This is a genomic window from Lentzea alba, from assembly GCF_047445655.1.
GTDB lineage: Bacteria > Actinomycetota > Actinomycetes > Mycobacteriales > Pseudonocardiaceae > Lentzea > Lentzea alba_A.
This window is the reverse complement of sequence record NZ_JAJAEG010000027.1, coordinates 11,886-37,570: the sequence shown is the minus strand read 5'-3', so window position 1 is coordinate 37,570 and position 25,685 is coordinate 11,886. Positions and strand designations below refer to the sequence as shown.

Below are 25,685 nucleotides of genomic sequence, written 5' to 3'. Positions count from 1 at the left end.
CCCCCCCCCCCCACGCCGAGCTTCAGGCTGGAGGAGCCCGCGTTCACCACGAGAACGTTCCCGGAGAGTGTCACTGCCAGGTCCACTCGCGGATCTCGGGCAGGTCCTCGCCGTGCTCGCGGATCCAGGCGTGGTGGCGGGTGCGCTGGTCCTGCATGAGCTGACGCAGCCGGGCCGCCTTCGGCCCGAGTCCCGGCACCCGGTCGACCACGTCCATCACCAGCCGGTAGCGGTCCATGTCGTTGAGCACCAACATGTCGAAGGGCGTGGTCGTGGTGCCCTCCTCCTTGTAGCCGCGGACGTGGAAGTTGTGGTGGTTGGTGCGTCGGTAGGTCAGCCGGTGGATCAGCCACGGATAGCCGTGGTAGGCGAAGAGGACCGGCCGGTCGGCGGTGAACAGGGCGTCGAACTCGCGGTCGGGCATGCCGTGCGGGTGCTCGGTCTCGGGCTGCAACCGCATCAGGTCCACCACGTTCACCAGGCGCACCCGCAAAGTCGGCAGGTGTTCGCGCAACAGGCGAGCCGCGGCGAGCACTTCGACGGTGGGCGCGTCGCCCGCGCAGGCGAGCACGACGTCGGGCTCGCTGACGCCGTCGTCCGTGCTGGCCCACTCCCAGATGCCCGCGCCGCGGGTGCAGTGCAGCACGGCCTCCTCGGGATCGAGCCAGTCCGGCGTCTCGTTCTTGCCCGCCACGATCACGTTCACGTAGTCCTTGCTGCGCAGGCAGTGGTCCGCGACCGCGAGCAGGGTGTTCGTGTCCGGTGGCAGGTAGACGCGGACGACCTCGGCCTTCTTGTTCATGACGTGGTCGATGAAGCCGGGGTCCTGGTGGGAGAAACCGTTGTGGTCCTGGCGCCACACGTGCGAGCTGAGCAGGTAGTTCAGCGAGGCGACGGGCCTGCGCCACTCCAGCTTCTTGTGCGTCTTGAGCCACTTGGCGTGCTGGTTGAACATCGAGTCGACGATGTGGATGAACGCCTCGTAGCAGTTGAACAGCCCGTGCCGGCCGCTGAGCAGGTAGCCCTCCAGCATGCCCTGGCACAGGTGCTCGGACAGCACCTCGATCACCCGGCCGTCGTGGGTGAGGTGCTCGTCGACCGGCAACGTCTGCGCCTGCCACTGCTTGCCGGTGACGTCGAACAGCGCGTCGAGCCGGTTGGAGGCGGTCTCGTCCGGCCCGAAGACGCGGAAGTTCCGCCTGTCGGCGTTGAGCGTCACGATGTCGCGCAGCATCCGGCCGAGCACCCTCGTCGGCTCGGAGTGCGTGGTGCCGTGTTTGCTCACCTCGACGGCGTGGGTCCGGACAGCGGGCATCTTCAACTCGCGCAACAACAGTCCGCCGTTGGCGTGCGGAGTGGCGCCCATGCGGCGAGTTCCCTCCGGTGCGAGGGTGAGGAGTTCCGGTCGTGGTGCGCCGTTGTCGTCGAACAGCTCCTCTGGCAGGTAGCTGCGCAGCCACTGCTCCAACTGCCGCAGGTGGTCCGGGTTGTCCCGCACCCCCGCCAGCGGCACCTGGTGCGCCCGCCACGTGTTCTCGATCGGCACTCCGTCCACTTCGGACGGCCCGGTCCAGCCCTTCGGGCTGCGCAGCACGATCATCGGCCAGTGCGGCCGATCGGTCCGCTTCCTGATCCGTGCGATCTCGTCCACGACCTGGTCGAGCACCTCGGCCATCCGCGCGTGCATCTCGGTCGGCTCGTCACCCTCCACGTAGTAGGGCGCGTAGCCGTAGCCGCGCAGCAACGCGTCGAGCTCGTCGTGCGGGATCCTGGCCAGCAGTGCAGGGTTGGCGATCTTGTAGCCGTTGAGGTGCAGGATCGGCAGCACCACGCCGTCGCGCTGAGGGTTGAGGAACTTGCCGGCGTGCCAGCTGGCCGCGAGCGGTCCGGTCTCGGCCTCGCCGTCGCCGACCACGCACGCCACGATCAGTCCGGGGTTGTCGAGTGCGGCACCGAACGCGTGCGCGAGCGAGTACCCCAGCTCGCCGCCCTCGTGGATGGAGCCGGGCACCTCGGGTGCCACGTGGCTCGGCACGCCGCCGGGGAAGGAGAACTGCCGGAAGAGCCGGCGCATGCCCTCCGCGTCGCGCGTCACGTCCGGATGTGTTTCGCTGTAGGAGCCCTCCAGCCACGTGTTGGCGAGCAGCGCGGGGCCGCCGTGACCGGGTCCGGTGACGAACAGGACGTCGAGGTCGCGCTCTTTGATGACCCGGTTGAGGTGGGCGTAGACGAAGTTCAGACCGGGCGTGGTGCCCCAGTGACCGAGCAGTCTCGGCTTGATGTGCTCCGGCACCAGCTGTTCGCTCAGCAACGGGTTGTCCATCAGGTAGATCTGGCCGGCGGACAGATAGTTCGCGGCTCGCCAGTACGCGTCGACCAGCGACAGGTCGGCGTGGGACATCTCGCACTCCTCTGCTCGGTGTGCTTTCACGATGCTGACCTGATCGATCAGGGAACAGGGACCCAGGTCCCTGCCCGCACGGCCCCTTGGCACCTGTCGCGGGGTGATCGAGTTCGACGACAGTGCACGCATCAGGACCGATGGAGGTGTTCGATGAAGCACGCAGGCGCGACCGAGATCGACAACGTCGTGGTGGAGCTCGGTGAGCGGGTACCCGTGGAGGCCAGGCAGTACGCCCACGACAAGATCGCCCCGCTCAGCCGCTACGCGCCGGCACCGGTGCCGTTCGCCCGAGTGCGGCTCACCCGACCGGGCCCGCGCACGATCGCGGTGCAGGTCAACCTGGACGTGAACGGCACGTCGCTGCCCGCACAGGCCGAGGCCGCCACCTTCGCCGAGGCGATCGACGAGGTGCACGACCAGCTCCACACCCGTCTGCTGAAGATGCACAACTGATCTGCCACGACGAAGGGCGCTTCCCCAGCCGGGGAAGCGCCCTTCGTCGTGAACAGACCGGCTAGCTCGGCACCGCGCGAGGGGGAATCACGACGACCGGGCATTCGGCGTGCTTCAGGCAGTGCGCGCTGACGCTGCCGAGGACCGCTCCTACCAGGGCGTTGTGCCCGCGGGTGCCCAGCACGAGCAGATCGGCGTGCCGTGAGGCGCGCACGAGCGCGTCTTTCGCCTGACCCACCACGGTGGTCTCGACGACATCGGGCGCGGACGGGACCTCTGCCCGCATGTCGACCACCGCGAAGTGCAGCTCCTGTGCGGGATGCCGTTGCGGCTTCTCGCCGTACGGGTGCACGCCCATCGAGGTCGCCGGGACGAAGGCGTCCTCGCGCTGCCAGGCCAGCACGGCCTCCACCTGAGCCCCGGTCCACACGGCTTCTTTCAGCGCCCACTTCAGCGCGGCGCGGGAGGACGCCGAGTCGTCCACTCCCACCATGATCACTCGTCGTTTCATCAGTTCTCCCATCGCTCCCCACGAGCGTCCGTCAGCGCGGGAGCCGTTCGGCAGGGACCAATGGCACGACGCGGGCGAGCCCATCCGCCCTGCCTGGCCCCTCGCGCCGCCCGCGACGCTGGACGACATGAGCGACTCAGAACCGAAGCCCGTCGTCGTCGGTGTGGACGGGTCACCCTCTGCCCAGGCCGCGCTGCACTGGGCCGCCGACGAAGCCCGCCGCCGGGGCGTCCCGCTCGCGGTGATCTCGGCCTGGTACCGGGAGCCCGGCATCATCATCGGCCCGCTGCCCGCGGAGATCGGGATCGAGCTGACCCCCGAACGCCTCGAAGCCGCCCAGCACGCCGTGCTCGACCGTGCCGTCAAGGACATCACCGACGTCGAGCTGCACACGGTGGTGGTGCACGGCGATCCGCGCACGGAGCTCACCAAGGCCTCCGGCAACGCCGAACTGCTCGTCGTCGGCAACCGAGGCCACGGACCGATCGTCGAGGCGATCCTCGGCTCGGTCAGCTCCTACTGCGTTCACCACGCCCAATGCCCGGTCGTGGTGGTGAAGGAACCCCGGCCGCCACGGCAAGAGCACGCTGAAGTGGTCCGTCCTCCGCTCACGCCGGGACCGCTGTTGTGAGGCGGGCGGCGATGGCGGCCTGGCCCAGGCTGATGCCGCCGTCGTTGGCGGGCACGCGGCGGTGAGTGAGCACGCGGAACCCGTTGCGGTGCAGGCCGTCCGAGATCCTCCGCGACAGCAGCGAGTTCTGGAACACTCCACCGGACAGCGCCACCGCGTTCAGACCGGTGTCCTCGCGCAGCCGCGCGCAGCAGGCCACGACGGCGTCGGCGAGGCCGTTGTGGAACCGCGCCGCGATCACCGCGAGGTCGACCCCGGCGCGCCGGTCCGCGACGAGTGCCCGCAGCAGGTCCTCGCCGCACAGCACGAGATCGTCCACGGCTGCCGGATAGCCGTCCGAAGTGGACGGATCGGCGCGCTGTTCGAGCTCGATCGCGGCCTGGCCCTCGTAGGTGATCTCGTCGCGCACGTCCAGCAACGCGGCCGCGGCGTCGAACAACCGTCCCGCGCTCGAGGTCAGCGGTGCGTTCACCGCGTTGCGCGCCATCGCCACCACCGGAGCCCACCGGGCCGCGTTCCGTTGCGCCACGGGGAGATCCACGTCCGGCAGGTAGGCGGCCGCCATCCGCCACGGTTGCCTGACCGCCGCGTCCCCGCCCGGCATGGGCACCGGCCGCAGGTGCCCCGCCCGCACGTACCCGGCCAGGTCGGCGACCAGGAACTCGCCGCCCCAGACCGTGCCGTCCGGGCCGAATCCGGTGCCGTCGAAGGCGACCCCGATGACCGGACCGGTCTCGCCGTTGTCCGCCAGACAGGACGCGATGTGGGCGTGGTGGTGCTGCACGGCGACCAGTTCGACACCGTCGAGCCCGGCCGCGTACCTGGTGGACAGGTAGTCCGGGTGCAGGTCGTGCGCCACGACTCGCGGGGTGATGCCGAAGAGGCGCTGGAAGTGCGCGATGCCCTCGGTGAACGAGGTGTGGGTCTCGTGGTCGGTGAGGTCGCCGATGTGCGGGGACAGGAATGCCTGGGAGTCCCTGGCGAGACAGAACGTGTTCTTGAGCTCCGCGCCGCAGGCCAGCACCGGCTCGGGGCAGCGCAACGGAAGCCCGATCGGTTCGGGCGCATGACCTCTGGCACGCCGCAGCACGGTGCCGCCGCGCACGACCGAGTCGTCGGTGCGGACGTGGATGGGGCGGTCGTGGGTGAGCACGGCGTCGGCGACGTCGATCAGCCGATCCGCGTCCCGGTAGGCGATGGGTTCGTCGGAGAGGTTGCCGCTGGTGAGCACGATCGGCTCGCCCAGATCCCGCAGCAGCAGGTGGTGCAACGGGGTGTAGGGCAGCATCAGTCCGAGTTCTCCGGTCGCGGGAGCCACGGCGGCTGCGACCCCTGCGTGCGGACGGCGCGGCAACAGGACGATCGGGCGGCGGTGACCGGTCAGCTCACGTTCGCCGGTCTCGTCCACCTCGCACAGCGCGGCCGCCTGCCGGAGATCGGTGACCATCACCGCGAAGGGCTTGTCCGCTCGACGTTTCCGGCTCCGCAACACCGAGGCGGCCGTCGGGTGCGCCGCGAGCGCGGCGAGGTGGAAGCCGCCCAGCCCCTTGATCGCGAGCACCTGTCCGTCGGCGAGCCGGGCGACCGCGTCGCCCAGAGGGTCCGCACTGTCACCGAGCGCGAGACGAGGCCCGCAGGCGGGGCAGCACGTGGGCTCGGCGTGGAACCGCCGGTCGGACGGATCGGTGTACTCGGCCCGGCAGGCGGTGCACATCGGGAAGCCCGCCATGGTCGTCCGCATCCGGTCGTAAGGCACGTCGCGGACGATGGTGAACCGCGGTCCGCAGTGCGTGCAGTTGACGAACGGGTACCGGTGGCGGCGGTCGGAGGGGTCGAACAACTCGCGCAGACAGTCCGCACACGTCGCGAAGTCCGCCGGCACCAAGGCGTCGCGGGTGCCGTCGCCCCGGCTGGTGACGATCTCGAAGCCGCCGGCCCCGCGGGTCGTGCACGCCGTGACCTCCACCCGTTCGATCCGTGCCAACGGCGGGGCGTCGCGGGGCAGCGCGGCCAGGAACTCCGCCACGTTCTCGTGGGTGCCTTCGATCTCGATGAACACCCCGGCGACGTCGTTGCCGACGCGGCCGGACAACCGCAGCCCGGTGGCCAGCCGGTGCACGTACGGGCGGAAGCCGACCCCCTGCACCACGCCGGTGACGCGGAGGTCCCTGCCGACGCGGCTCACCCGTCGGTGGCCGCGAGCATGGCGGTCATGGCGTCGTCCCAGGTGGCGAAGGCGTGGTCGGACTTGAAGCGCTGCAGCGCGTCCATCGTGTCGCGCCGCACCCGCAGCCACGCGCTGCCGGGGAAGTGGTGGTCCACGGTCTCCCTCCACACACTGACCGGCAACGCGAAGGACGCCTCGTTGCTCCACGGCACCTGCCACACCCGCAGCTTGCCGTCCTGGTTGCCGAACACCGTGCCGCTGAACAACAACAGCAGCGGGATGGCGCCGGTGTCGAGCGCGTTGAAGTACTTGGCCGAGGCGACCTCGAGGTCGTACGTGCACGGCAGGTCGAGATCGACGACGGTGCTCCCGGTGAAGCCCGGCACCATGGTCGACAGCGTCGCGAACGACACGGGTTTCAGAGTCTTCGTCCACCGTCCCGTCTCACCGAAGAGGTCGGCCAGCCGTAGTGCCTCGGCCGCGGAGTACGTCCTCCGGTGCGGTTCGATGCGGATCTGGCACCGCAACGCGACCGCCTCGACCGGTGCGCCGGACCTCTCGAGGATCCGCAGCCGCAGCGTCAGCGCCGGTACGGCCGCGTACCGGTTCGGCCAGGCGCCCTCGCACTCGAAGTGCAGCAGGTCCATCAGCGCGACCCTCCCGCCAGCACGCCCGCCTTGTCGCGGATCTCCGCGAACAGCTCGCCGATGTGGTCGCGCACCTGGTCGCCACCGTCCACTCCGGACCAGTACAGCCGGACCGTGCCGACGAGCCGGTAGCACACGTCGATCGGCACCAGGAAGCAGTCGACCTCGTGCTCGCCGCGGCGGAACAGGATCGCCTCGACGTCCGGTTCGGCGGCTGCCACCAGCGGGTGCGCGGCGGCGAACCCGGTCCAGAAACCTGGGTTGAGCCGACGTTCGGTGGCGCCGGCCGGACTCGGGTGGAACGCGGTGATCACCGAGTCCGTGCGCAGCACGAACGCCGAGCTCACCGGGATGTCCAGCCCGTCCCAGTCCGCCACCGAGACCGGTCGCAGAGGATCCCACAGGTAGCGCTCCGGTACCGCCCGGTACCTGCCGCGCCGGGCCGCGCCCTTGGTGAACAACAGGAAGCAGGCACGGCAGGCGCACATCAGGCTGCGGCGCGTGGTGTCCACGACGTGGCCGTGCCGCGCCGCGACCGGGGTCCGGCACATCTCGCACTGCTCGAGCTGCCGCATCTGGGCGGAACGCTGCTCCAGCAGGGATCCCGGCGGCCCGCCGAAGCGGTGCAGTCCCTCGCGCCCGCTCATGACGCGACCCCCAGCCGCGAACCGGGCGGTGGCCCCATGCCGATCTGCAGCAACGTGGGTGGAGCGGCGGTGGCGACCTCCACCCGTGTGACCTCAGGAGCCGCGCCGAGCACGGCCTCCTCGATGGTGTGCGTCGCGGCGGACCGGCAGCCGCCCGCGGTGAGCCGGATGTGGGCCACCCCGTCGGCGTCCATCCCGAGGTACTCCACCGGGCCGGGCAGGTCGAGCGTGCCGAGCGCTCTCCGGATCCGGGCGGCGGTGTCGAGCGGATGCAGGTCGTGCAACAACAGCAGGTCCTCCACCAGCGCGTCCTCGGCGATCCGGGTGACCAGCGCCGGGTCGTGGTCGCGCAGGATCGAGAGAACGCGCGCCAGCCCTTCGCCGTACAGGGCCATCAACAGCCGGACGAGCTCCTCGGCGGTGTCCCTGGTCGTCCCGGACAGCAGGGAACCGAGCAGCTCCTCGACGCGGTCGCTCGCCGCACGAACGTCCTCGTTCACGACTCACCGCTGAAGGCGTGCGGGGTGTGGATCCTGGTCAGCGTCTTGCCGGGGCCGACCGCCATGTGGACACCACAGGGCATGCACGGGTCGAAACTGCGGACCGTGCGCATGATGTCGATGCCCTTGAAGTTCTCCCGGGAGTTCTCCTCGAAGATCGGCGTGTTCTGCACCGCGTCCTCGAACGGGCCCGGCGTGCCGAAGCTGTCGCGCACGCTGGCGTTCCACGGCGTCGGCGGATACGGCTGGTAGTTCGCGATCCTGCCGTCCTTGATCACCATGTGGTGCGACAGGCCGCCGCGCACCGCCTCGGTGAAGCCGACGCTGAACGCGTTGTCGGGCACGGTGAACTCCGACCACGTGTCGGTGCGCCCGCCGCGCACCTCGGCCAGCGCCCGTTCGGAGAAGTGCAGCGCCAGGCCCGCCGTGTACGCCTGGAAGTACGTCCGGGCCCGGTTGCGCTCGATCGCGTTGCTCCAGCGGGGGATCCGCCACTCGAACGTGGTCTCGGGCTTGGTCATGGTGCGCGGCAACGTGATCCGCACGCTCTGGCCGGTCGACTTCACGTAGTCGGTCTGCACGAGGCCCGCCAGCGCGGTGGTCCACAGCCGGGCGAGGGGCCCGCCGCCGGTGTCGAGCGGCAGGTGGTCCTCGCCGTCGAACCACCGAGGCGACATCGTCCAGGAGTACTTGTCACCGAAGTCGCGCTTGCCGGGTCTCGGGATGGTGTGCTGGTTCCACGGGTGCCGCGCGTCGACAGGATTGCCCAGCTCGTCGTGCGTGACGAACCGGTCCATGCCCTCCCAGTCCTCGTAGAACGAGGAGCCGAGCAGGATCCGCATGCCGAGGTTGATGTCGACGAGGTCGGTGGTGACGAGCTCACCGTCCACGACGATGCCCGGCGTGATGAACATCTTGCGGCCCCACGCCGGCATGTTGCGATACGTGAAGTCGCAGTGCTCGGGATCGTTGAGGCCGCCCCAGCACGCCAGCAGCACCCGCCGTCTGCCGACCTCCTCGTAACCGGGCATCGCCTCGTATATGAAGTCGAAGAGGTCGTCGTGCATCGGCACGACCTTCTTCATGAACTCCACGTAGCGCATGAGCCGGGTCAGGTAGTCGGTGAACAACTGCATCGTCGCCACCGTGCCGACGCCACCGGGGTACAAAGTGGACGGATGGACGTGCCTGCCCTCCATGAGGCAGAACATCTCCCTGGCCTGCCGCGAGACCTGCAGCGCCTCGCGGTAGAACTCGCCCTCCAGCGGGTTGAGCGACCGCATGATGTCGCCGATCGTGCGGTAGCCGTGCTCACCGGCGTGGGGTGCCTCGGTGCGGTTGGCGAGGTCGAGCACACCGGGGTTGGTCTCGCGGACCATCTTCTCGCAGTAGTCCACGCCGACCAGGTTCTCCTGGAAGATGTTGTGGTCGAACATGAACTCGGCGGCCTCGCCCAGGTTGATGATCCACTCGGCGAGGGGCGGCGGGCGGACGCCGTAGGCCATGTTCTGCGCGTAGACCGAGCAGGTGGCGTGGTTGTCCCCGCAGATGCCGCAGATGCGGCTGGTGATGAAGTGCGCGTCGCGCGGGTCCTTGCCCTTCATGAACACGCTGTAGCCGCGGAAGATCGACGACGTGCTGTAGCACTCCACGACGCGCTTCTGGGCCCAGTCGATCTTCGTGTGGATGCCGAGGCTGCCGACGATCCGGGTGATCGGATCCCAGGTCATCTCGACGAGACCGGTGTCCTTCGAGGTCATCGCGCCACCCGGATCTCCCGCAGCACGCGGATCGCGGTGCCCGACACGGCACGGGCCGGTGCGGGCGCGTTGCCGCCGGGCGGGTGTTCCATGAACGGCATGAACTTGTCCGGGAAGCCGGGCATCGTGCAGGCGATGCAGATGCCGCCCACGTTGGGACAGCCGCCGATGCCGTTGATCCAGCCGCGCTTGGGCACGTTGCACTTCACCACCTGGCCCCAGCAGCCGAGCTTCACCAGGCACTTGGGCGATCCGTGCCGTTCGGCGAACTCGTCCTGCTCGTAGTACCCGGCGCGGTCGCACCCCTCGTGCACGGTCGTCTCGAACAGCCAGCGAGGCCGCAGCGCCTCGTCGAGGTCGATCGCGGGCGCGCGGCCGGCGACCTGGTATAGCAGGTGCAGGATCGTCTCCGAGAGGTTGTCGGGCTGGACGGGACAGCCGGGCACCACCACGATCGGCACACCGTCCTTGGACTTCCAGTCCCAGCCGAGGTGGTCCGGCACGCCCATCGCGCCGGTCGGGTTGCCCGCCATGGCGTGGATGCCGCCGTAGCCGGCGCAGGTGCCGACGGCGAGCACCGCGGTGGCCTTGGACGCCAACCGGTCCAGCCACTCGCTGGTGGTGACGGGCTGGCCGGTGGCGGGGTCGGTGCCGAAACCGCACCAGTAGCCCTCGGCCTTGTTCGTCTCGTCCGGCACCGAGCCCTCCACGACGAGGATGAACGGGTCGAGCTCGCCGCGGTCCGCCTTGTGCCACCACTCGATGAAGCTGTCCGCACCACCGTCGGGTCCGCACTCGAAGTCCAGCAAGGGCCAGTGCATGGCCACGCGGGGCAGTCCCGGCAACCCGCCGAGGACGATCTCCTCGATGCTGGGCTGGGTGGCCGCGGTCAACGCCACCGAGTCACCGTCGCAGCCGAGGCCGCCGTTCATCCACAGCACGTGCACGACGGGATCGGTTTCGACCTGGGCCTGTGGTCTGTCGCCGGGCTCCTGCTCGGCCCTGGTCATCGTCCTGCACCTCCGCTGGGAAACAGCTCCTGGCGAGGCGGGAAAAAGCGATTTGATTTCCGCGGCACATCCAGGGGCGAGGGGCAACGCTAGACCTTTCGCGGTGGCGGAGCAAGACTGAAGTGTCAATGAACTGGACATTGCTGACCAGCTGGGAAATTCCCTGAACGAGGTAGGCTGGCCCGTCGCGGAAGGGACGGTGGCGTGGCCGAGTCGATCGAGATTGTGCCGGTCGTGGTGCTCACGCGCGTGTTCAGCGCGAGGCCGTCGTCGGTGCCGGAAATCCACGACTTCCTGCGCCGATGCCTCGCGGAAACGCCGTTGTCCGAGGTGGACAATCGTGACCTGGGCAGGACGGTGCTGAAGGTGCTGCTCGACGCTGCGGGACCGGCCGGGCAGATCCAGGTTTCGTGCCGGAGCTACCCGGATCGGGTCGAGGTCGACGTCCTGCCGTCGGAGACCGCGCACCTTCACCCGGATGGCCGCCCGCCGGCCGGGTCGACTACGACCAGGTCAGAAGTGTCCACCGAGACCGACCCGGTAGCCGCGGTGGCGAGTTTCGCCGAGTGGATCACTGCGGTGCTCCGTCGCGAGGGCATGACTCGGGAGGCCGCCGCGCGGCAGCTCGGAGTGTCGGTCAAGACCGTGAGCCGCTGGGCAGGCGGGGAGACCGAGCCACGTCTGCGCGAGCTGCGCCGCATCCAGGACAGGTTCGGGGACATGCCGTTTCGGTGATCGCCGAAAACCCCGGCAGATTTGTCTGAAAGTTCTTCAGGAACGAAGGGCAGCTTTCGCGGTCACGCGGAATAGACGTGGTCTTGCGTGCCCGTACGGTCGTGAAGTAAACATCCTCTTTGCGGTCTGCGGAATCCGCTCCGACACCGAAGAAGGGCTCGTGGCAAAACCTTCGACTACAGATCGTGCTGGCCGATTCAACGAATTGTCACTACGTCGAACCGGCCCATTGTTCGACCTCGCCGAGCAGGCCGGGGAAATCACGCAGACCTGCCGCCGCATGGCCGAGCGGTTCCAGCGCGGCGGCAAGCTGGTGGTCTTCGGCAACGGCGGTCCCAGCACCGACGCCCAGCACGTCGCGGTGGAGTTCGTCCACCCGGTGATCATGGGCAAGCGCGCACTGCCTGCGCTCTCGCTGACCTCCGACGTCGCCACGCTCACCGGGGTGGCGGCCCGCGCCGGGTTCGCCGAGACGTTCGCGCACCAGATCCGCTTTCTCGCCGAACCGGCCGACATCGCACTGGGGCTGTCCGCCGACGGCGACTGCCAGAACGTGCTGCGCGCATTGGACATCGCGCGGAGTGCGGGGATGCTCACCGTCGCACTGGTGGGCGGGGACGGCGGGACGATCGCCGCGACCGGGGCTGCCGACCACGTGCTGGTCGCCAGGTCGGCGGATCCGCTGGTGGTCAAGGAGGTTCACGTGACGGCGTATCACCTGCTGTGGGAACTGACGCACGTGTTCCTCGAGCGGACCGGTGTGGCGTGAACATCCCTGGTTGTTCCGACGACGTCTGTCTCACCTGCTCGGACAGCGCCAGCCCGGCGACCGTGCTGAAACTGCTCGACGACGCGATGGCGGTCGTGCGGTTCGAAGACGGTGAACGCGAGGTGAGCGTCGCACTCGTGAGCGCCTCGGTCGGTGACACGGTGCTCGTGCACGCGGGGGAGGCAATCTCCGTGCTGCCCGGCGGTGCCGCATGACCGAGTCGCTGTACCCGTTCCTGCACGCCGCATCGTCCGATGTGGACGGACTGGTGGCGCAGGTGCACGCCTCGACGGTGGCCAAGGTCCATGACGCCATCCGGTTGCGCGAGGAGATGTTCGACCGCGAACGCGACCGCCTCGACGAGTGCGCTCGTGCGATGGCCGAACGGTTCGCGGCGGGAGGGCGGCTGCTCGCGTTCGGCAACGGTGGCAGCTCCACCGACGCGCAGGACCTGGCGAGCCTGTTCCTCAACCCGCCGGGCACGGCACGGCCGTTGCCGGCGTTCGGGCTGACCAACGACATCGCGGTGATCACCGCGTTGAGCAACGACGTCGGGTTCGACGTGGTGTTCTCGCGTCAGGTCGCGGCCTTCGGACGGGCGGGCGACATCGCGGTGGGCCTGTCCACCAGCGGCAACTCGGTGAACCTGCTGCCGGCGTTCGACGAGGCGCACCGGCGCGGCCTGCTCACCGTCGGCTTCGCGGGCGGTTACGGCGGGCAGATGGCCGAGTCGCGCGTCGTGGACCACCTGTTCGTCGTGCCGTCCTCGTCGGTGCACCGGATCCAGGAAGCGCAGACCACCCTCTACCACCTGCTGTGGGAGCTGGTGACGTCATGACGAACGCGATGGCGCTGGCGAAGGCGATCGCGGACGCGGTTCTGTACGAGGGGTACCTGCTCTACCCGTATCGGGCGTCCGCGGCCAAGAACCAGCTGCGCTGGCAGTGGGGTGTGCTCATGCCGCCGTCGTTCACGCGAGGCGGCGAGCACCCGGACACGCGGGCGGAACTGCTGATGGTGCCGTCCGCGGGCGCGACCTTGCACGTGCGACTGAGGTTCCTGCACCTGCAGGCGCGCGTGGCCGAGGTGCCGGACGGTGACGGCTATCGCGCGGTGCCGTCCGTGACGGTCGCCGGACACGACCACACCACCTGGGACGAGGCGGTGGAGCGCGAGATCGACCTGGCGGTCGGAGTGACCAACCTCGTCGAACGCGGTACCCGCCTGCCGTTCGAAGTGGACGGTGGCGGCGAGGTCGAGGTGATCGCCGGAGGCGCCGGTGCGCGGCTCGTCCGCACCCGCTGGACCCTGCGGGGCGAGCTGCGGCTGCGTGCCGACCCGGTGCCGGGGCGGCCGGAGGCGTTGAAGTTGCGGGTGTGGGTGCGGAACACGTCGCCGTGGACCGCCGCCGACGCCTGCCGCCAGGACGCGCTCAGGCGGGCGTTGATCTCGGCGCACACGCTGCTCGCGGTGTCCGGCGGCGGCTTCCTGTCGCTGGTGAGCCCACCGGAGTGGGCGGCGGACGCGGTGCGGGGCTGCCGCAACGAGCGGACGTGGCCGGTGCTGGTGGGGGAGCAGGGGCGGGACGACGCGGTGCTCTGCGCCCCGATCATCCTGTACGACCACCCGAGGATCGCGGAGCAGAGCCACGGCGAGATGTTCGACGCCACCGAGATCGACGAGCTGCTCACGTTGCGGACGATGACGCTGACGCCAGAGGAGAAGCGGCAGGTGCGGGCCACCGACGCAAGGGCGGCGGCGCTGCTCGACCGGGTCGACGGCCTGTCGGGGGAGTCGGTGAAGCGGCTGCACGGGACGATGCGCCGCGAGGATCCGGCGGAAGGGGTGCACGGCGCCGCGCGCGGTGGGGACTCGGCGGAGGGGCCGCACGGCACTGCTCGCGGCGACGATCCACCTGAGGACGCGCACGTCCTGCTCGACGGCGTGCTGGTGGGCAAGGGTTCCAGGGTGCGGTTGCGGCCGGTCCGCAAGGCCGACGCCCACGACATGTTCCTGGCCGGCCGCATCGCCGTGGTGCACCGGGTGATGTCCGATGTGGACGGTGGCACTCATCTGGCGGTGACGCTGGAGGACGACCTCGGCGCGGATCTGCTCGCGGCGTCCGGGCTGTACCGCTACTTCGGCCCGGAGGAGGTCGACCCGCTGTGACCACGAGCGTGCTGGTCGCAGGGATCGGCAACGTGTTCCTGGGCGACGACGGGTTCGGCGTCGAGGTCGTGCGAGAGCTCAAGAAGACCGCACTGCCGGACTGGGTCAGGGTGGCGGACTACGGAGTGCGCGGCATGCACCTCGCCTACGACCTGGCCACCGCGGACCCCGAACTGACCGTCCTGGTCGACGCGACCGAACGAGGTGACGAGGCGGGCACCGTCTACGTGATCGAGCTCGACACGTCAGCACGGTCGCCGCGCCCGTGCCTCGACGCGCACGGCATGCAGCCGGACGTCGTGCTCGACCTGCTTGCACTGCTCGGCGGTGTGCCGGGCCGCGTGCTGCTGGTCGGCTGCGAACCTGCGGTCGTCGACCACAGGATGGGGCTGAGCCCCGTGGTCGAACGTGCCGTCGGCACCGCGGTGGCTGCCGTGACCGACATCGTCGCGAACCACGGAAGGTGAGGAACGGACATGTGCCTCGGGATTCCGGGAGAGGTCGTGGAGATCCTCTCCGATCGCCAGGACCTCGCGACGGTCGACGTGTGCGGGGTGAGGCGAGCCATCAACATCGGGTTGCTCGCAGACGAGGGCGTGAGCCCCGGCGACTGGGTGCTGATCCACGTCGGCTTCGCGCTCTCCAAGATCGACGAGGAGGAAGCCCAGGCGGCACTGGAGTTCCTCGAAACCCTCGGCAAGGCCTACCAGGACGAGATGGACGCACTGCGGGACTCCCGCATCGACTAGAAGGTTGCGCGACATGCGTTTCGTCGACGAGTACCGGGACGCCGGTCAGGCCAGAGCCCTCGCGGCCGAGATCGCCGCACTGTGCGAACCGGGCCGCGAGTACAAGTTCATGGAGGTGTGCGGCGGGCACACGCACACGATCTACAAGCACGGCATCGAGGACTACCTGCCGGAGAACATCACGCTGGTGCACGGGCCCGGCTGCCCGGTCTGCGTGATCCCGATGGGGCGCGTGGACGACGCGATCCACATCGCCCGCCAGCCCGGTGTGCTGATGACGTCCTTCGGCGACATGATGCGGGTTCCCGGCGGCGGCGGGAACTTCTTCGACGCCAACGCCGAGGGCACGAACATCCGGATGGTGTACTCGCCGCTGGACGCGCTGAAGATCGCCAGGGAACGACCGGACGTGCAGGTCGTGTTCATGGCGATCGGCTTCGAGACCACCGCCCCGTCCACCGCGATGACCGTGCTGCGCGCCGCGAAGGACGGCATCGACAACTTCGCGGTGTTCTGCAACCACGTCACGATCCTGCCCGCGATCAAGGCCATCCTCGACTCGCCGGACCTGCGGCTGGACGGGTTCCTCGGACCGGGCCACGTCTCCACGGTGATCGGCTGCGCGCCGTACGAGTTCATCGCGCGTCACTACGGGAAACCGCTCGTCGTGGCGGGGTTCGAGCCGCTGGACGTGCTGCAGTCGATCTACATGCTGATGCGTCAGCTCAAGGACGGGCGCGTGGAGGTCGAGAACCAGTACACGAGAGTTGTTCCGTGGCAGGGCAATCCGACGGCGTTGCGGGCGATCGGCGAGGTGATGGAGCTGCGTCCGTACTTCGAGTGGCGCGGCCTCGGCTTCATCTCCTACTCGGCGCTGCGACTGCGGGCCGCCTACGCGGACTTCGACGCCGAGCTGCGGTTCGAGCTGCCGGGCGTGCGGGTGGCGGACCCGAAGTCGTGCCAGTGCGGCGAGGTGCTCAAGGGCGTCCTGAAACCGTGGGAGTGCAAGGTCTTCGGCACCGCCTGCACGCCGGAGACACCGATCGGGACGTGCATGGTGTCGCCGGAGGGCGCCTGCGCCGCCTACTACAACTTCGGCCGGTTCACCCGCGACCGGGTGGGTGCGCGATGACCACGTCCGACCGCGAGCGGCAGGTGCTGGACCGCATCGAACAGACGCGCAGGCGCCGCCCGAAGGTGCGGGAGGAGCGGATCACGCTCGCCCACGGCGCCGGCGGAAAAGCCACGCAGACGCTGGTCGAGGCCGTGTTCCTGGAGGCGTTCCGCAACCCGGTGCTCGAACCGCTCGACGACGCGGCGGCACTGGAGATCGGTCTTTCCCGGGTCGCCGTCACGACCGACTCGTTCGTGGTGACACCGTTGTTCTTCCCCGGCGGCGACATCGGGCACCTGGCGGTCAACGGCACGGTGAACGACCTCGCCGTGTCCGGTGCCCGGCCGCTCTACCTGACCGCGGGGTTCATCCTGGAGGAGGGTTTTCCGGTCGCCGACCTGATGAGGATCGTCACGTCGATGCGGGAGGCCGCCGACGCGGCGGGCGTCCACGTGGTCACCGGTGACACGAAGGTCGTGCAGCGCGGCAAGGGCGACGGCTGCTATGTCAACACCTCCGGCATCGGGGTCGTCGAGCACGCGTGGCGGCTCGGCGCGCACCACGTGCGGCCGGGCGACGCGGTGATCGTGTCGGGACCGATCGGCGACCACGGCATCACGATCATGCTGGCCCGCGGCGATCTGGGCATCGAGTCGGACCTGGAGTCGGACACCGCGCCGCTGCACGATCTGGTGGCCGCGCTGCTGGAGGTGGCACCCGGCGTCCGGATGATGCGCGACGCCACCCGCGGCGGCGTCGCGACCGTGCTGAACGAGCTGGCGCGGGCGGCCGAGGTGTCCGTCGTGCTGGAGGAGGACGCCATCCCGGTGCGCCCCGAGGTGCGTGGCGCGGCCGAGCTGCTCGGCATCGATCCTCTTTACGTGGCCTGCGAAGGACGTTTCGTGGCCGTGGTGGAGGAGGCCCAGGCCGGCCAGGCGGTCGAGGCGCTGCGGGCACACCCGCTGGGCGCGCAGGCCGCGGTGATCGGACGGGTCGGCGAGGCGCCGGCGGGCCTTGTGCTGCTGAAGACCGCGTTCGGTGGCACCAGGATCTGCGACGTGCTGGTGGGCGATCCGCTGCCGAGGATCTGCTGAATGCACGAGGTGGCCGTCACCCAGGCGATCATCACCGCGATCACCGAGAAGACGGGTGAGGCCCGGATCCTCCTGGTGCGGCTGGAGATCGGCATGCTGTCCGGGGTTCTGCCCGACGCGGTCCGGTTCTGCTTCGACCTGGTCGCGGAGGGCACGCCCGTCGAGGGCGCGACGCTCGTCGTCGACGAGCCGCCAGGGCGTGCCCGCTGCCGGGACTGCCGCGGGGAGTTCGGCGCTGACGACCTGATCCTGTTGTGCCCGGCGTGTGGCAGCGCGTGCGCCGATGTGTTGTCCGGCAAGGAACTGCGAATCAAGTCCGTGGAGGTGAGTCCGGCATGTGCGGGACCTGCGGGTGCTCCGGCGTGACCGTGGAGCTGGAACAGCGGGTGCTGGCCCGCAACGACGACCTCGCGCAGCGCAACCGCGCGTGGCTCGCCGAACGCGAGGTGCTCGCGGTGAACCTGATGAGCTCGCCGGGCGCGGGCAAGACCACGTTGCTCGAACGCACGATCCGCGGGCTCGGCGGCGAGCCGGTGGTCTCCGTGGTCGAAGGTGACCAGGAGACCGCGATCGACGCCGAGCGGATCCGCGCGACTGGCTGCCGCGCGGTGCAGGTCAACACCGGCGCGGGCTGCCACCTGGACGCCTCCATGTTCGCGCGCGCGTTGAGCGAGCTCGACCCGCCTGCCCGGTCGGTGGTGTTCGTGGAGAACGTCGGCAACCTCGTGTGCCCGGCACTGTTCGACCTGGGCGAGTCCTACCGGGTGGTGATCACGTCGGTCACCGAGGGCGCGGACAAACCACTCAAGTACCCGCACATGTTCGGCACCGCGGACCTCGTCGTGCTCAACAAGGTCGACCTGGCGCCGCACCTGGACTTCGCGGTGGACACCTTCGTCGGGCACCTGCGTCAGGTGAACCAGCGAGCCGAGGTGGTGCCGTTGTCCGCGACCACCGGCGCGGGCGTCGGTGCCTGGTGCGGGCGGCTGCGCGACTGGGTGTAGCTCAGCGGCCGCACGACTGCCGTGACTTCTCCGCCCGGCGCAGGTCCTCGGCGGCCTGTTCCGGCATGGCCAGCTCGATCGTGCAGCCGGACGCGTCGGAAGTGACGTCGAGCCACTCGCAGATCTGGTTGGTCAGCCAGAGCCCGTCGCCGGGCAGTTCGGCGGCACCGGGTGGCCGGTAGCCGACGAACGGGTCGACCACGTCCAGCGGTGTGTCGCTGTGCAGCGTGCACACCACCCGGCCGGCGGCGGGCCGGACCCACACCGCCGCCCGGTCCACTCCCTGCCTGGCCAGGTAGGAGACGATCTCTCCGATCGCGATGCCGAACATGCCGACGGCATCGTCGTCGGACTTCAGCAGTGCGGTGGCCTTCTTCAGCACGTACCGCCGCACGGCCGCCAGCTCGCCCTCGAAGCGGAAGAGATCCGCGGCGATGCCCATCGGCTGGGCTCGCGACCTGGCGAACTCCTCCGGTGCGACGAACTGCGAGGAGGGTTCGGCCCGGTGTCCCACCACGCATTCGGGATGGGTGCGCCGGGCGTTCTCGATGATGTCGGGACTGACCGCCCTGCTGTCGTAGGGGCAGATCATCCAGATCCGGGTGTCGGCCAGCACGACGTTGAGCGCCGCCTCCATCCGCTGCCAGTCGGTGATCTCGCGGTTCGACCTGCCCGTCCACTCGGGCTCGGCGAGAACGCGCACGGTTCCGGCGGGCCGCCGGCTGGTCCAGTAGCGGTGGATGGCCGTCGCACGCTGCGGAGGCCTGCTGCCGAGGTGTTCGTGATCGGTGTACTCGACGCCGTCGGCTTCGGGCCCGATCACGTCGTGCAGCAGCCCCTGGTTCGGTCGCGAGGTGGCCACCAGCACCGGTTCACCCCGGCGGAGGCCGTCCTGCACGAACGGGACCGCCATCGCGAGGAACTCGGCGTCACTGCCGTAGATGCAGCCCTGGTGCAGAAAACTCTCCTTCACGGCGACTCCTGGGCGGCGGACCCGTGAGTTCTGCTGAATTCGTGGACTGTGCTGTGCACGGGGCACCTCAGGAGAATCACGCTCCTAGCTCTCTCTCAAAACTTCTTTCGAGGGCTCTGATGTACGTCATCGCAGTTCAGGCGCAGATCCGCCGGGCAGTGCGGAATCGCCGAGCCGAATGGTAACGGGGCGAGAACAGTGCGGGTAACTCCCATTTGTGACTGTCTTGAAAGGCCAGGTCAGCGCCGTTCCGGACATTTATGTCCACGACTGGACAGCAGTGTCCGCAGTGTGCGCCAGATAGAAATTCACGGAATGGGCGGGGCCTTGGTCCTGATCCGGCGAGGACGTCGCGCCCTGTGCGCCCGTTGCGTCCTCGGCTGGGATGAACTCATGACTCTCGCAAACACGGGACTGTCGTCGGCGGAAGCGGCGAGGCGACTGCGGGTTGACGGCCCGAACGTGCTGCCGCGAGCACGCCGGCGGCATCCCCTGTTGTTGCTGATGGAGCAGCTGATCCACTTCTTCGCGTTGATGCTGTGGGTGGCGGCGCTGTTCGCGCTGCTCGCCGGCATGCCCGCGCTGGCCGTGGCGATCGTGGTCGTGGTGGTCCTGAACGGCGTGTTCGCGTTCGCCCAGGAGTACCGGGCCGACCGGGCCGCGCAGCGGTTGCGCGATCTGATGCCACTGCGCGCGATGGTGCGCAGGGACGGGCATCCCCATCACGTGGACGCGTCGGAGCTCGTCGTAGGTGATGAGCTCCTGCTGGAGGCGGGGTCACGGGTCTGCGCCGACGGTGAGGTGCTCACCGCCTCGGGGCTCGCCGTCGACGAGTCGATGCTGACTGGCGAGAGCGTTCCGGTGAGACCGGTTGCGGGACAGCAGGTGCATGCGGGCACGTACGTGGCCGAGGGCGAGGCGACGGTGCTGGTGACCGCGATCGGCGGGCACACGGAACTCGCGGGCATCGCCGCGTTGACCCAGGACGCGAAGCCGCCGCGCAGCCCGCTCGCCGGGCAGTTGCACCGCGTCGTCGTGATCCTCGCGCTGCTCGCTACCGCCGTGGGCGCGGCGTTCTTCGGCGTCAGCCTTCTGCTCGGACTGCCGCTCACCGAGGGTTTCCTGTTCGCGGTCGGTGTCACGGTCGCGCTCGTGCCGGAAGGGCTGCTGCCGACCGTGACGTTGTCGCTGGCCCGTGCCGCGCAGACGATGGCGAGCCGCAACGCGTTGGTGCGCAGGCTCGACGCGGTGGAGACACTGGGCGCGACGACGTTCATCTGCACGGACAAGACCGGCACGCTGACCCGCAACGAGATGTCGGTCGTGCACGTCTGGACACCCGCCGGTGAGGTGAGCGTGCACGGCAACGGCTACGAGCCCATCGGCACCGTGGAAGGTGCACCCGCGGCGGTGGACAGAGTGCGTGCGTTGGCGGCCAGCGCCAAGCGGTGTTCTCCCCGCGCCCACGTACGGCTTCAGGACGAGCGGTGGCTCCCGGTCGGTGACCCGATGGAGGTCGCGCTGCACGTGCTCGCCGGACGCGTCGGCGTCGACGGTCCGTCGGCCGACGCCGTGCGGTTCCCGTTCGACCCCCGGCGCCGCCGATCGTCCGTTGTGGACTTCGACGGCGTGCACGTGACCGGTGCCCCGGAGACCGTCCTGCCCCGGTGTCTGCCGGTGCACGGGGCTGAGGACGCGATCGCCGCACTGGCGGGGCGGGGTCTTCGCGTGCTCGCGGTGGCGGGCCGGCCCGCGCGGCCGGGCGACGAGAAGTCCTGGGAGAACGCCGAACGGGACCTGGAGCTGCTCGGCCTGGTGGGTCTGCAGGATCCGCCCCGCGACGACGTGGCCGAGGCGATCGCCTCGTGCCGGTCGGCGGGCATCCGCATCGCCATGATCACCGGTGACCACCCCGCCACCGCGAGGGCGATCGCCGACCAGGTCGGCCTGCGCGGTCCCGACCAGCTCGTGGTGGAGGGGGCGGAGCTGCCCGCCGATCTCGACGAGCTCGGCGCGCTGCTCGACCGCGACGGCGTGGTCGTAGCCCGCGTGACACCGGAGGACAAGCTGCGCATCGCCAAGGCGTTGCAGCGCAAGGGACATGTGGTGGCCATGACCGGCGACGGCGTGAACGACGGCCCTGCCCTGCGTGCGGCGGACATCGGCGTCGCGATGGGAGCGTCCGGCACGGACGTGGCCCGCGAGGCGGCCGACCTCGTGCTGCTCGACGACCACTTCGGCACCATCGTCGGAGCGGTCGAGCTGGGCCGCGCCACCTTCGCCAACATCCGCCGCTTCCTGACCTACCACCTCACCGACAACGTCGCCGAGCTGACGCCGTTCGTGGTGTGGGCGTTGTCCGGGGGCACGATCCCGCTCGCGATCACCGTCCTGCAGGTCCTCGCCCTGGACATCGGCACGGACCTGCTGCCCGCGCTCGCCCTCGGTGCCGAGCCGCCGAACTCCCGCACCATGCGAGGCCGACTGCGCACCGGCTCGCTGATAGACGCCTCGCTGATGCGGCGGGTGTTCGGTGTGCTCGGCCCCGCGGAAGCCGTGGTGTCGATGGCCGCGTTCGTCGTGGTGCTCCTCGCGGGCGGCTGGCGGCTGGGCACCGCCCCCGACGCGGCGCTGCTCGCGACCGCGTCCGGCACCGCGTTCACCGCCATCGTGCTCGGTCAGCTGGCCAACGCCTACGCGTGCCGCAGTGCGGCCCGTCCCGTGATGAAGAAACGGCTGCGCGGCAACAGGTTGCTGCTGTGGGCGGTGGCGTTCGAACTCGCCGTCCTGATCGTGTTCCTGTTCGTGCCACCACTTCCCGGCTTGCTCGGCGGGCACGCCCCCTCGGCACTGGGCTGGGTGCTCGCAGCCGCCACGGTGCCCGCCGTGCTGCTGGCGGACACGGCCGCGAAGGCGGTGCAGGCCCGCAAGCACGCGCGGATGCTCACAGATGGCTGAGCAGCCCGGCGACCTCGCCGGGGTGCGCGGCCGGGCTGGTGGACCTGATGCCGTTGCTCCAGCCGAGGTCCTCACGCCAGCGCAGCACGGGACCTCGCTCGGTGATCACCTCGCCGCACCTGGGGCGCGACGGCGAGAGCTCCAGGACGACCTGCGCGACGTCGATGCCCTCACGCGCAAGCCTGTCGACGACCTCATCGAAGTAGCGGGTGAGAGCGACCGGGGTGCGGGCCGCGCTGGTGTGGTGCACTGCAGGCCTCCTGTGGGCTGGACGAACGCCCACACTCTCCGTCGCCTGGAGCAACCGTCCCAGGGGCCAAGGTCCCGTTGTGACAGGGACCGATCGGCCTTCGCCCCGGTGAGGCGGCGAACCCGGTCCCGCTCGGCAGCGTACCGAGGTGCGACGTCCCACATACCCCCGGGGGTAGTTGTTGGAAGGTCGTGGCGAGTCGTATGGTGGAGTCGTAGGTACCCCCAGGGGTATGCGGGAGTGATGGGAATTCCATTGGTTCCCAAGGGATCTGACACAGGGATGATCATGACGGTAGAAGTTGAGGTCGTGGCGACCTCGTCGTTGGGCGACCGGAGCTACCTGGTACACGACGGACGGGTGGCGGTGGTGGTCGATCCGCAGCGCGACATCGACCGGGTGGTGGCGTTGGCGGGCCGGCGCGACGTGCGCATCACGCACGTCGTGGAGACCCACCTGCACAACGACTACGTGTCCGGCGGGCTGGCGCTGGCCAGGCTGACCGGCGCGGTGTACGCGGTGGCGGCGGCGGACCACGTCGGGTTCGACCGGTTACCGGTGCGCGACGGGGACGAGATCGCGCTGTCCGACCAGATGTGGCTGACTGTGGTGGCCACGCCAGGCCACACGTTCCACCACGTGTCGTACGTGTTGCACGGCCCGGACGGGCCGATCGGTGTGTTCACCGGTGGTTCGCTGTTGTTCGGCACGACCGGCCGGACGGATCTGCTCGGCAAGCAGCACGCGCACACGCTGGCGCGTCACCAGCACGCCTCGGTGCGGCGGCTCGCCGACCTGGTGCCGGACGGTGCACAGGTGTGGCCGACGCACGGGTTCGGCAGCTTCTGCTCGGCGACCCAGGCGGACGCGCCGTCCTCGACGATCGGCAGGGAGAAGACCGCGAACCCGGCGCTGCGGCTGGAGACGGACGACTTCGTCGTGCAGGTGCTGGCCGGGCTGGACGCGTATCCCGCGTACTACGCCCACATGGGCGTGCGGAACGCCGAGGGGGCGGAACTGGTCGATCTCACGCCGGTCCGGATCGCCGACGCGGCAGAGCTGCGCGGCCGGATCGACGCCCAGGAGTGGGTGGTGGATCTGCGCTCCCGCAAGGCGTTCGCCCACCGGCACCTGACCGGCACGCTGAGCTTCGGGCTGGACGGTCCGATGTCCACCTGGCTGGGCTGGATGGCGCCGTGGGGTGCTCCCATCACGTTGCTGGGGGAGTCCGCCGAGCAGGTGGCCGAGGCGCAGCGCGAGCTGGCGCGGATCGGGATCGACCGGCCCGCGGCCGCGGCGACCGGCGCTCCGGAGCAGTGGGCCGGCGACGAGAGCCTGCTGGGTGAGCTGGCCGTGGCCACGTTCGCGGACCTCGCCGCGGCACGGGCAGGGCGGCCGCCGCACGGGCTGCCTCCCGTCGACGTGCTCCTCGACGTGCGGATGGGTGGTGAGTGGCAGCAGGGCCACCTCGACGGCGCGCTGCACATCCCGTTGCCCGATCTGCCTGAGCGGGTGGCGGACGTGCCCGGCGGTGTCGTGTGGGTGCACTGCCAGTCCGGCTACCGGGCCTCCATCGCGGCGAGTGTGCTCGCCCGCGCGGGCCGCGTCGTGGTGCACGTCGACGACGACTTCGACACCGCCCGGAACGCCGGTCTGGTCGTGGCGGGGGAGCAGCGGTGAGCGCTCCGGTGACACTGGACGTCGCGGAGCTCCGGCGGCTGGTCGAGTCCGGGACGGGCCCGCGGCTGATCGACGTGCGCACCCCCGGTGAGTTCGAGGCCGCGCACATCCCCGGTGCCTACAACGTGCCGCTGGACCTGCTGCGCGAGCACCGCGACGAGCTGCGCCGCCACCTGGACGAGCAGGTGGTGCTGGTCTGCCGGTCCGGACAGCGGGCAGGGCAGGCCGAGCAGGCGCTGACGGCGGCCGGCCTGCCCAACCTCCGGCTGCTGGCCGGTGGGATGACGGCCTGGCAGGCGGCGGGAGGCCCGGTGCGGCACGGGAAGCGGCGCTGGGACCTCGAACGCCAGGTCCGGTTGGTGGCGGGCGCGATCGTGGTCACCGCGGTGCTCGCCGGCGTGTTCGTCCCGCCCGTCACGTGGCTCGCGGGCCTGGTCGGCGCCGGGCTGGTCGTGGCCGCGCTGAGCAACACGTGTCTGCTCGGGATGCTGCTGGCGAAGTTGCCGTACAACCGCGGCCCGCGCACCACGGTCGAGGCCGTGGTCGCCGCGCTGGGTGACGGAAGAGGGTGAGCGTGATGATCGTGCTGACGCTGCTCGCCGCGGTGCTCGTCGGAGTGGCTCTGGCGGTGCTCGGCGGCGGCGGGTCGATCCTGACCGTGCCGATCCTGGTCTACCTCGCCGGTCAGGATCCCAAGCAGGCGATCGCGATGTCGTTGTTCGTCGTGGGTGTCACCAGTGCGGTGGCTGTTGTGTCGCATGCACGGGCGGGACGGGTGCGTTGGCGCACCGGACTGGTGTTCGGTGCCGCGGGCATGGCCGGGGCGTACGGCGGCGGCCGGCTCGCTGAGTTCATCCCCGGCACGTGGCTGCTGGCAGGCTTCGCGTTGATGATGATCGCGACGGCGGTGGCGATGATCCGCGGCCGCCGTGAGGGCGTCCAGGCGAAGCCGCACGCAGAACTGCCGATCGGCCGTGTCGTCGCCGAAGGTGTCGCGGTGGGTCTGGTCACCGGCCTGGTCGGCGCGGGCGGCGGGTTCCTCGTGGTGCCCGCGCTCGCGTTGCTGGGCGGACTGCCCATGGCGGTCGCGGTCGCGACCTCCCTCGTGGTGATCGCGATGAAGTCCTTCGCCGGACTGGCGGGCTACCTGGCGACCGTCCAGATCGATTGGACGCTCGCGGCGCTGGTCACCGCGGCCGCGGTGACGGGCAGCCTGGCGGGCGGCAGGCTGGCCGGTCGGATCCCGGAAACGGTGCTGCGCAAGGGGTTCGGCTGGTTCGTCCTCGTGATGGGCGGCTTCGTGCTGGCTCAGCAGCTGCCGGTCGTGCACTCCGTCGGCGCGGCGGTGCTGGTCGCCGCGGGTGGTGGCGTGTGGCTCGTGCACCGCAAGCACCGCAAGCACCGCAAGCACCGCAGGGTGACGGCAGGTGGCGGCCCCGAGTAGGGCCGCCACCCTCGCC

The 25,685-nt window shown here is 70.0% G+C and carries 27 protein-coding genes; 17 read left to right on the top strand and 10 right to left on the bottom strand.

Annotated elements, in window-relative coordinates:
* Positions 1-70 precede the first annotated feature (70 nt).
* A complete protein-coding gene (locus LFM09_RS36035) occupies positions 71-2,431 on the bottom strand; it encodes a phosphoketolase (protein WP_414101074.1) in 2,361 nt (786 codons plus the stop codon).
* Positions 2,432-2,554: 123 nt separating this feature from the next.
* On the opposite strand from LFM09_RS36035, the gene LFM09_RS36030 reads away from it, so the two are divergent.
* Entirely contained in the window at positions 2,555-2,857 is a 303-nt protein-coding gene (locus tag LFM09_RS36030) for an HPF/RaiA family ribosome-associated protein (RefSeq protein ID WP_414101073.1), read from the top strand.
* A 61-nt stretch (positions 2,858-2,918) separates the two neighbouring features.
* Here the strand turns inward: LFM09_RS36030 and LFM09_RS36025 are convergent, their stop codons facing one another.
* Positions 2,919-3,368 (bottom strand): universal stress protein, encoded by a 450-nt coding sequence (locus LFM09_RS36025; RefSeq protein ID WP_414101072.1) that lies wholly within the window; start codon positions 3,366-3,368, stop codon positions 2,919-2,921.
* A gap of 127 nt (positions 3,369-3,495) precedes the next feature.
* Between LFM09_RS36025 and LFM09_RS36020 the strand changes: the two genes are divergently transcribed.
* Positions 3,496-3,999, top strand: coding sequence for a universal stress protein (locus tag LFM09_RS36020; RefSeq protein WP_414101071.1), 504 nt, complete (start codon positions 3,496-3,498; stop codon positions 3,997-3,999).
* On the opposite strand, the gene hypF is transcribed toward LFM09_RS36020, so the two are convergent.
* From hypF to LFM09_RS35990, 6 genes are read right to left on the bottom strand one after another with little or no spacing between them, the layout of a single operon-like run.
* Positions 3,977-6,184 carry a carbamoyltransferase HypF gene (hypF, locus tag LFM09_RS36015; protein WP_414101070.1) on the bottom strand — a complete coding sequence of 736 codons (2,208 nt, stop codon included), beginning with the start codon at positions 6,182-6,184 and terminating at the stop codon, positions 3,977-3,979. The two genes, LFM09_RS36020 and hypF, sit on opposite strands and share 23 nt — an antisense overlap.
* The gene (locus LFM09_RS36010) at positions 6,181-6,813 is read right to left on the bottom strand and encodes a DUF6084 family protein (protein ID WP_414101069.1); all 633 of its coding nucleotides are present in this window, start codon (positions 6,811-6,813) and stop codon (positions 6,181-6,183) included. The genes hypF and LFM09_RS36010 overlap by 4 nt, the downstream gene beginning before the upstream one ends.
* Positions 6,813-7,460: a DUF5947 family protein gene (locus LFM09_RS36005; RefSeq protein WP_414101068.1), complete on the bottom strand. Its 648-nt coding sequence runs from the start codon at positions 7,458-7,460 to the stop codon at positions 6,813-6,815. Before LFM09_RS36005 ends, LFM09_RS36010 begins: the two co-directional genes overlap by 1 nt.
* Complete coding sequence (locus LFM09_RS36000) at positions 7,457-7,960, bottom strand: NifU family protein (protein ID WP_414101067.1); 504 nt, start codon at positions 7,958-7,960, stop codon at positions 7,457-7,459. The genes LFM09_RS36005 and LFM09_RS36000 overlap by 4 nt, the downstream gene beginning before the upstream one ends.
* Positions 7,957-9,720 carry a nickel-dependent hydrogenase large subunit gene (locus LFM09_RS35995; protein ID WP_414101066.1) on the bottom strand — a complete coding sequence of 588 codons (1,764 nt, stop codon included), beginning with the start codon at positions 9,718-9,720 and terminating at the stop codon, positions 7,957-7,959. Before LFM09_RS35995 ends, LFM09_RS36000 begins: the two co-directional genes overlap by 4 nt.
* Positions 9,717-10,652, bottom strand: a complete 936-nt coding sequence (locus LFM09_RS35990; protein ID WP_414101192.1) for a hydrogenase expression protein HypE — start codon at positions 10,650-10,652, stop codon at positions 9,717-9,719. Before LFM09_RS35990 ends, LFM09_RS35995 begins: the two co-directional genes overlap by 4 nt.
* 282 nt (positions 10,653-10,934) lie before the next feature.
* Between LFM09_RS35990 and LFM09_RS35985 the strand changes: the two genes are divergently transcribed.
* The 11 genes from LFM09_RS35985 (at position 10,935) to hypB (ending at position 18,364) form a co-directional block, all read left to right on the top strand.
* Positions 10,935-11,465 (top strand): helix-turn-helix domain-containing protein, encoded by a 531-nt coding sequence (locus LFM09_RS35985; RefSeq protein ID WP_414101065.1) that lies wholly within the window; start codon positions 10,935-10,937, stop codon positions 11,463-11,465.
* 229 nt (positions 11,466-11,694) lie between these two features.
* Complete coding sequence (locus LFM09_RS35980) at positions 11,695-12,234, top strand: SIS domain-containing protein (RefSeq protein WP_414101191.1); 540 nt, start codon at positions 11,695-11,697, stop codon at positions 12,232-12,234.
* Positions 12,231-12,449 (top strand): HypC/HybG/HupF family hydrogenase formation chaperone, encoded by a 219-nt coding sequence (locus LFM09_RS35975; protein WP_414101064.1) that lies wholly within the window; start codon positions 12,231-12,233, stop codon positions 12,447-12,449. Before LFM09_RS35980 ends, LFM09_RS35975 begins: the two co-directional genes overlap by 4 nt.
* Positions 12,446-13,072, top strand: coding sequence for an SIS domain-containing protein (locus LFM09_RS35970; RefSeq protein WP_414101063.1), 627 nt, complete (start codon positions 12,446-12,448; stop codon positions 13,070-13,072). Before LFM09_RS35975 ends, LFM09_RS35970 begins: the two co-directional genes overlap by 4 nt.
* Positions 13,069-14,403 (top strand): hypothetical protein, encoded by a 1,335-nt coding sequence (locus LFM09_RS35965; RefSeq protein WP_414101062.1) that lies wholly within the window; start codon positions 13,069-13,071, stop codon positions 14,401-14,403. The genes LFM09_RS35970 and LFM09_RS35965 overlap by 4 nt, the downstream gene beginning before the upstream one ends.
* Positions 14,400-14,870 (top strand): hydrogenase maturation protease, encoded by a 471-nt coding sequence (locus LFM09_RS35960; RefSeq protein WP_414101061.1) that lies wholly within the window; start codon positions 14,400-14,402, stop codon positions 14,868-14,870. The genes LFM09_RS35965 and LFM09_RS35960 overlap by 4 nt, the downstream gene beginning before the upstream one ends.
* Before the next feature lie 9 nt (positions 14,871-14,879).
* Positions 14,880-15,152: a HypC/HybG/HupF family hydrogenase formation chaperone gene (locus LFM09_RS35955; protein ID WP_414101060.1), complete on the top strand. Its 273-nt coding sequence runs from the start codon at positions 14,880-14,882 to the stop codon at positions 15,150-15,152.
* 13 nt (positions 15,153-15,165) lie between these two features.
* Complete coding sequence (gene hypD / locus LFM09_RS35950; protein ID WP_414101059.1) at positions 15,166-16,284, top strand: hydrogenase formation protein HypD; 1,119 nt, start codon at positions 15,166-15,168, stop codon at positions 16,282-16,284.
* Positions 16,281-17,360, top strand: a complete 1,080-nt coding sequence (gene hypE / locus LFM09_RS35945) for a hydrogenase expression/formation protein HypE (RefSeq protein WP_414101058.1) — start codon at positions 16,281-16,283, stop codon at positions 17,358-17,360. Before hypD ends, hypE begins: the two co-directional genes overlap by 4 nt.
* Positions 17,361-17,726 carry a hydrogenase maturation nickel metallochaperone HypA gene (locus LFM09_RS35940; RefSeq protein ID WP_414101057.1) on the top strand — a complete coding sequence of 122 codons (366 nt, stop codon included), beginning with the start codon at positions 17,361-17,363 and terminating at the stop codon, positions 17,724-17,726.
* A complete protein-coding gene (gene hypB, locus LFM09_RS35935) occupies positions 17,696-18,364 on the top strand; it encodes a hydrogenase nickel incorporation protein HypB (protein WP_414101056.1) in 669 nt (222 codons plus the stop codon). Before LFM09_RS35940 ends, hypB begins: the two co-directional genes overlap by 31 nt.
* 1 nt (position 18,365) lies before the next feature.
* Here hypB and LFM09_RS35930 read toward each other — a convergent pair whose 3' ends face one another.
* On the bottom strand, positions 18,366-19,337 hold the full coding sequence (locus tag LFM09_RS35930) for an anti-sigma factor RsbA family regulatory protein (RefSeq protein ID WP_414101055.1): 972 nt from the start codon (positions 19,335-19,337) through the stop codon (positions 18,366-18,368).
* Between the two features lie 393 nt (positions 19,338-19,730).
* On the opposite strand from LFM09_RS35930, the gene LFM09_RS35925 reads away from it, so the two are divergent.
* Positions 19,731-22,295 (top strand): cation-translocating P-type ATPase, encoded by a 2,565-nt coding sequence (locus tag LFM09_RS35925; RefSeq protein WP_414101054.1) that lies wholly within the window; start codon positions 19,731-19,733, stop codon positions 22,293-22,295.
* On the opposite strand, the gene LFM09_RS35920 is transcribed toward LFM09_RS35925, so the two are convergent.
* Positions 22,282-22,545 (bottom strand): hypothetical protein, encoded by a 264-nt coding sequence (locus LFM09_RS35920; RefSeq protein ID WP_414101053.1) that lies wholly within the window; start codon positions 22,543-22,545, stop codon positions 22,282-22,284. The genes LFM09_RS35925 and LFM09_RS35920 overlap by 14 nt on opposite strands.
* A 288-nt stretch (positions 22,546-22,833) precedes the next feature.
* Between LFM09_RS35920 and LFM09_RS35915 the strand changes: the two genes are divergently transcribed.
* The 3 genes from LFM09_RS35915 to LFM09_RS35905 are packed head-to-tail and all read left to right on the top strand — an operon-like array spanning position 22,834 to position 25,669.
* Entirely contained in the window at positions 22,834-24,225 is a 1,392-nt protein-coding gene (locus tag LFM09_RS35915; RefSeq protein ID WP_414101052.1) for an MBL fold metallo-hydrolase, read from the top strand.
* Positions 24,222-24,797 carry a rhodanese-like domain-containing protein gene (locus tag LFM09_RS35910; RefSeq protein ID WP_414101051.1) on the top strand — a complete coding sequence of 192 codons (576 nt, stop codon included), beginning with the start codon at positions 24,222-24,224 and terminating at the stop codon, positions 24,795-24,797. Before LFM09_RS35915 ends, LFM09_RS35910 begins: the two co-directional genes overlap by 4 nt.
* A 5-nt stretch (positions 24,798-24,802) precedes the next feature.
* The gene (locus tag LFM09_RS35905) at positions 24,803-25,669 is read left to right on the top strand and encodes a sulfite exporter TauE/SafE family protein (RefSeq protein ID WP_414101050.1); all 867 of its coding nucleotides are present in this window, start codon (positions 24,803-24,805) and stop codon (positions 25,667-25,669) included.
* The last annotated feature ends 16 nt before the right edge of the window (positions 25,670-25,685 follow it).

What these genes read in the sequence shown, in the direction of transcription:
- LFM09_RS36030 (WP_414101073.1), top strand. Translation starts at nt 2,555, where the DNA reads ATGAAGCACGCAGGCGCGACCGAGATCGACAACGTCGTGGTGGAGCTC.
- LFM09_RS36025 (WP_414101072.1), bottom strand. Translation starts at nt 3,368, where the DNA reads ATGAAACGACGAGTGATCATGGTGGGAGTGGACGACTCGGCGTCCTCC.
- LFM09_RS36020 (WP_414101071.1), top strand. Translation starts at nt 3,496, where the DNA reads ATGAGCGACTCAGAACCGAAGCCCGTCGTCGTCGGTGTGGACGGGTCA.
- LFM09_RS36010 (WP_414101069.1), bottom strand. Translation starts at nt 6,813, where the DNA reads ATGGACCTGCTGCACTTCGAGTGCGAGGGCGCCTGGCCGAACCGGTAC.
- LFM09_RS36005 (WP_414101068.1), bottom strand. Translation starts at nt 7,460, where the DNA reads ATGAGCGGGCGCGAGGGACTGCACCGCTTCGGCGGGCCGCCGGGATCC.
- LFM09_RS35995 (WP_414101066.1), bottom strand. Translation starts at nt 9,720, where the DNA reads ATGACCTCGAAGGACACCGGTCTCGTCGAGATGACCTGGGATCCGATC.
- LFM09_RS35990 (WP_414101192.1), bottom strand. Translation starts at nt 10,652, where the DNA reads ATGAACGGCGGCCTCGGCTGCGACGGTGACTCGGTGGCGTTGACCGCG.
- LFM09_RS35970 (WP_414101063.1), top strand. Translation starts at nt 12,446, where the DNA reads ATGACCGAGTCGCTGTACCCGTTCCTGCACGCCGCATCGTCCGATGTG.
- LFM09_RS35965 (WP_414101062.1), top strand. Translation starts at nt 13,069, where the DNA reads ATGACGAACGCGATGGCGCTGGCGAAGGCGATCGCGGACGCGGTTCTG.
- LFM09_RS35955 (WP_414101060.1), top strand. Translation starts at nt 14,880, where the DNA reads ATGTGCCTCGGGATTCCGGGAGAGGTCGTGGAGATCCTCTCCGATCGC.
- hypD (WP_414101059.1), top strand. Translation starts at nt 15,166, where the DNA reads ATGCGTTTCGTCGACGAGTACCGGGACGCCGGTCAGGCCAGAGCCCTC.
- hypE (WP_414101058.1), top strand. Translation starts at nt 16,281, where the DNA reads ATGACCACGTCCGACCGCGAGCGGCAGGTGCTGGACCGCATCGAACAG.
- LFM09_RS35940 (WP_414101057.1), top strand. Translation starts at nt 17,361, where the DNA reads ATGCACGAGGTGGCCGTCACCCAGGCGATCATCACCGCGATCACCGAG.
- hypB (WP_414101056.1), top strand. Translation starts at nt 17,696, where the DNA reads ATGTGCGGGACCTGCGGGTGCTCCGGCGTGACCGTGGAGCTGGAACAG.
- LFM09_RS35925 (WP_414101054.1), top strand. Translation starts at nt 19,731, where the DNA reads ATGACTCTCGCAAACACGGGACTGTCGTCGGCGGAAGCGGCGAGGCGA.
- LFM09_RS35915 (WP_414101052.1), top strand. Translation starts at nt 22,834, where the DNA reads ATGACGGTAGAAGTTGAGGTCGTGGCGACCTCGTCGTTGGGCGACCGG.
- LFM09_RS35905 (WP_414101050.1), top strand. Translation starts at nt 24,803, where the DNA reads ATGATCGTGCTGACGCTGCTCGCCGCGGTGCTCGTCGGAGTGGCTCTG.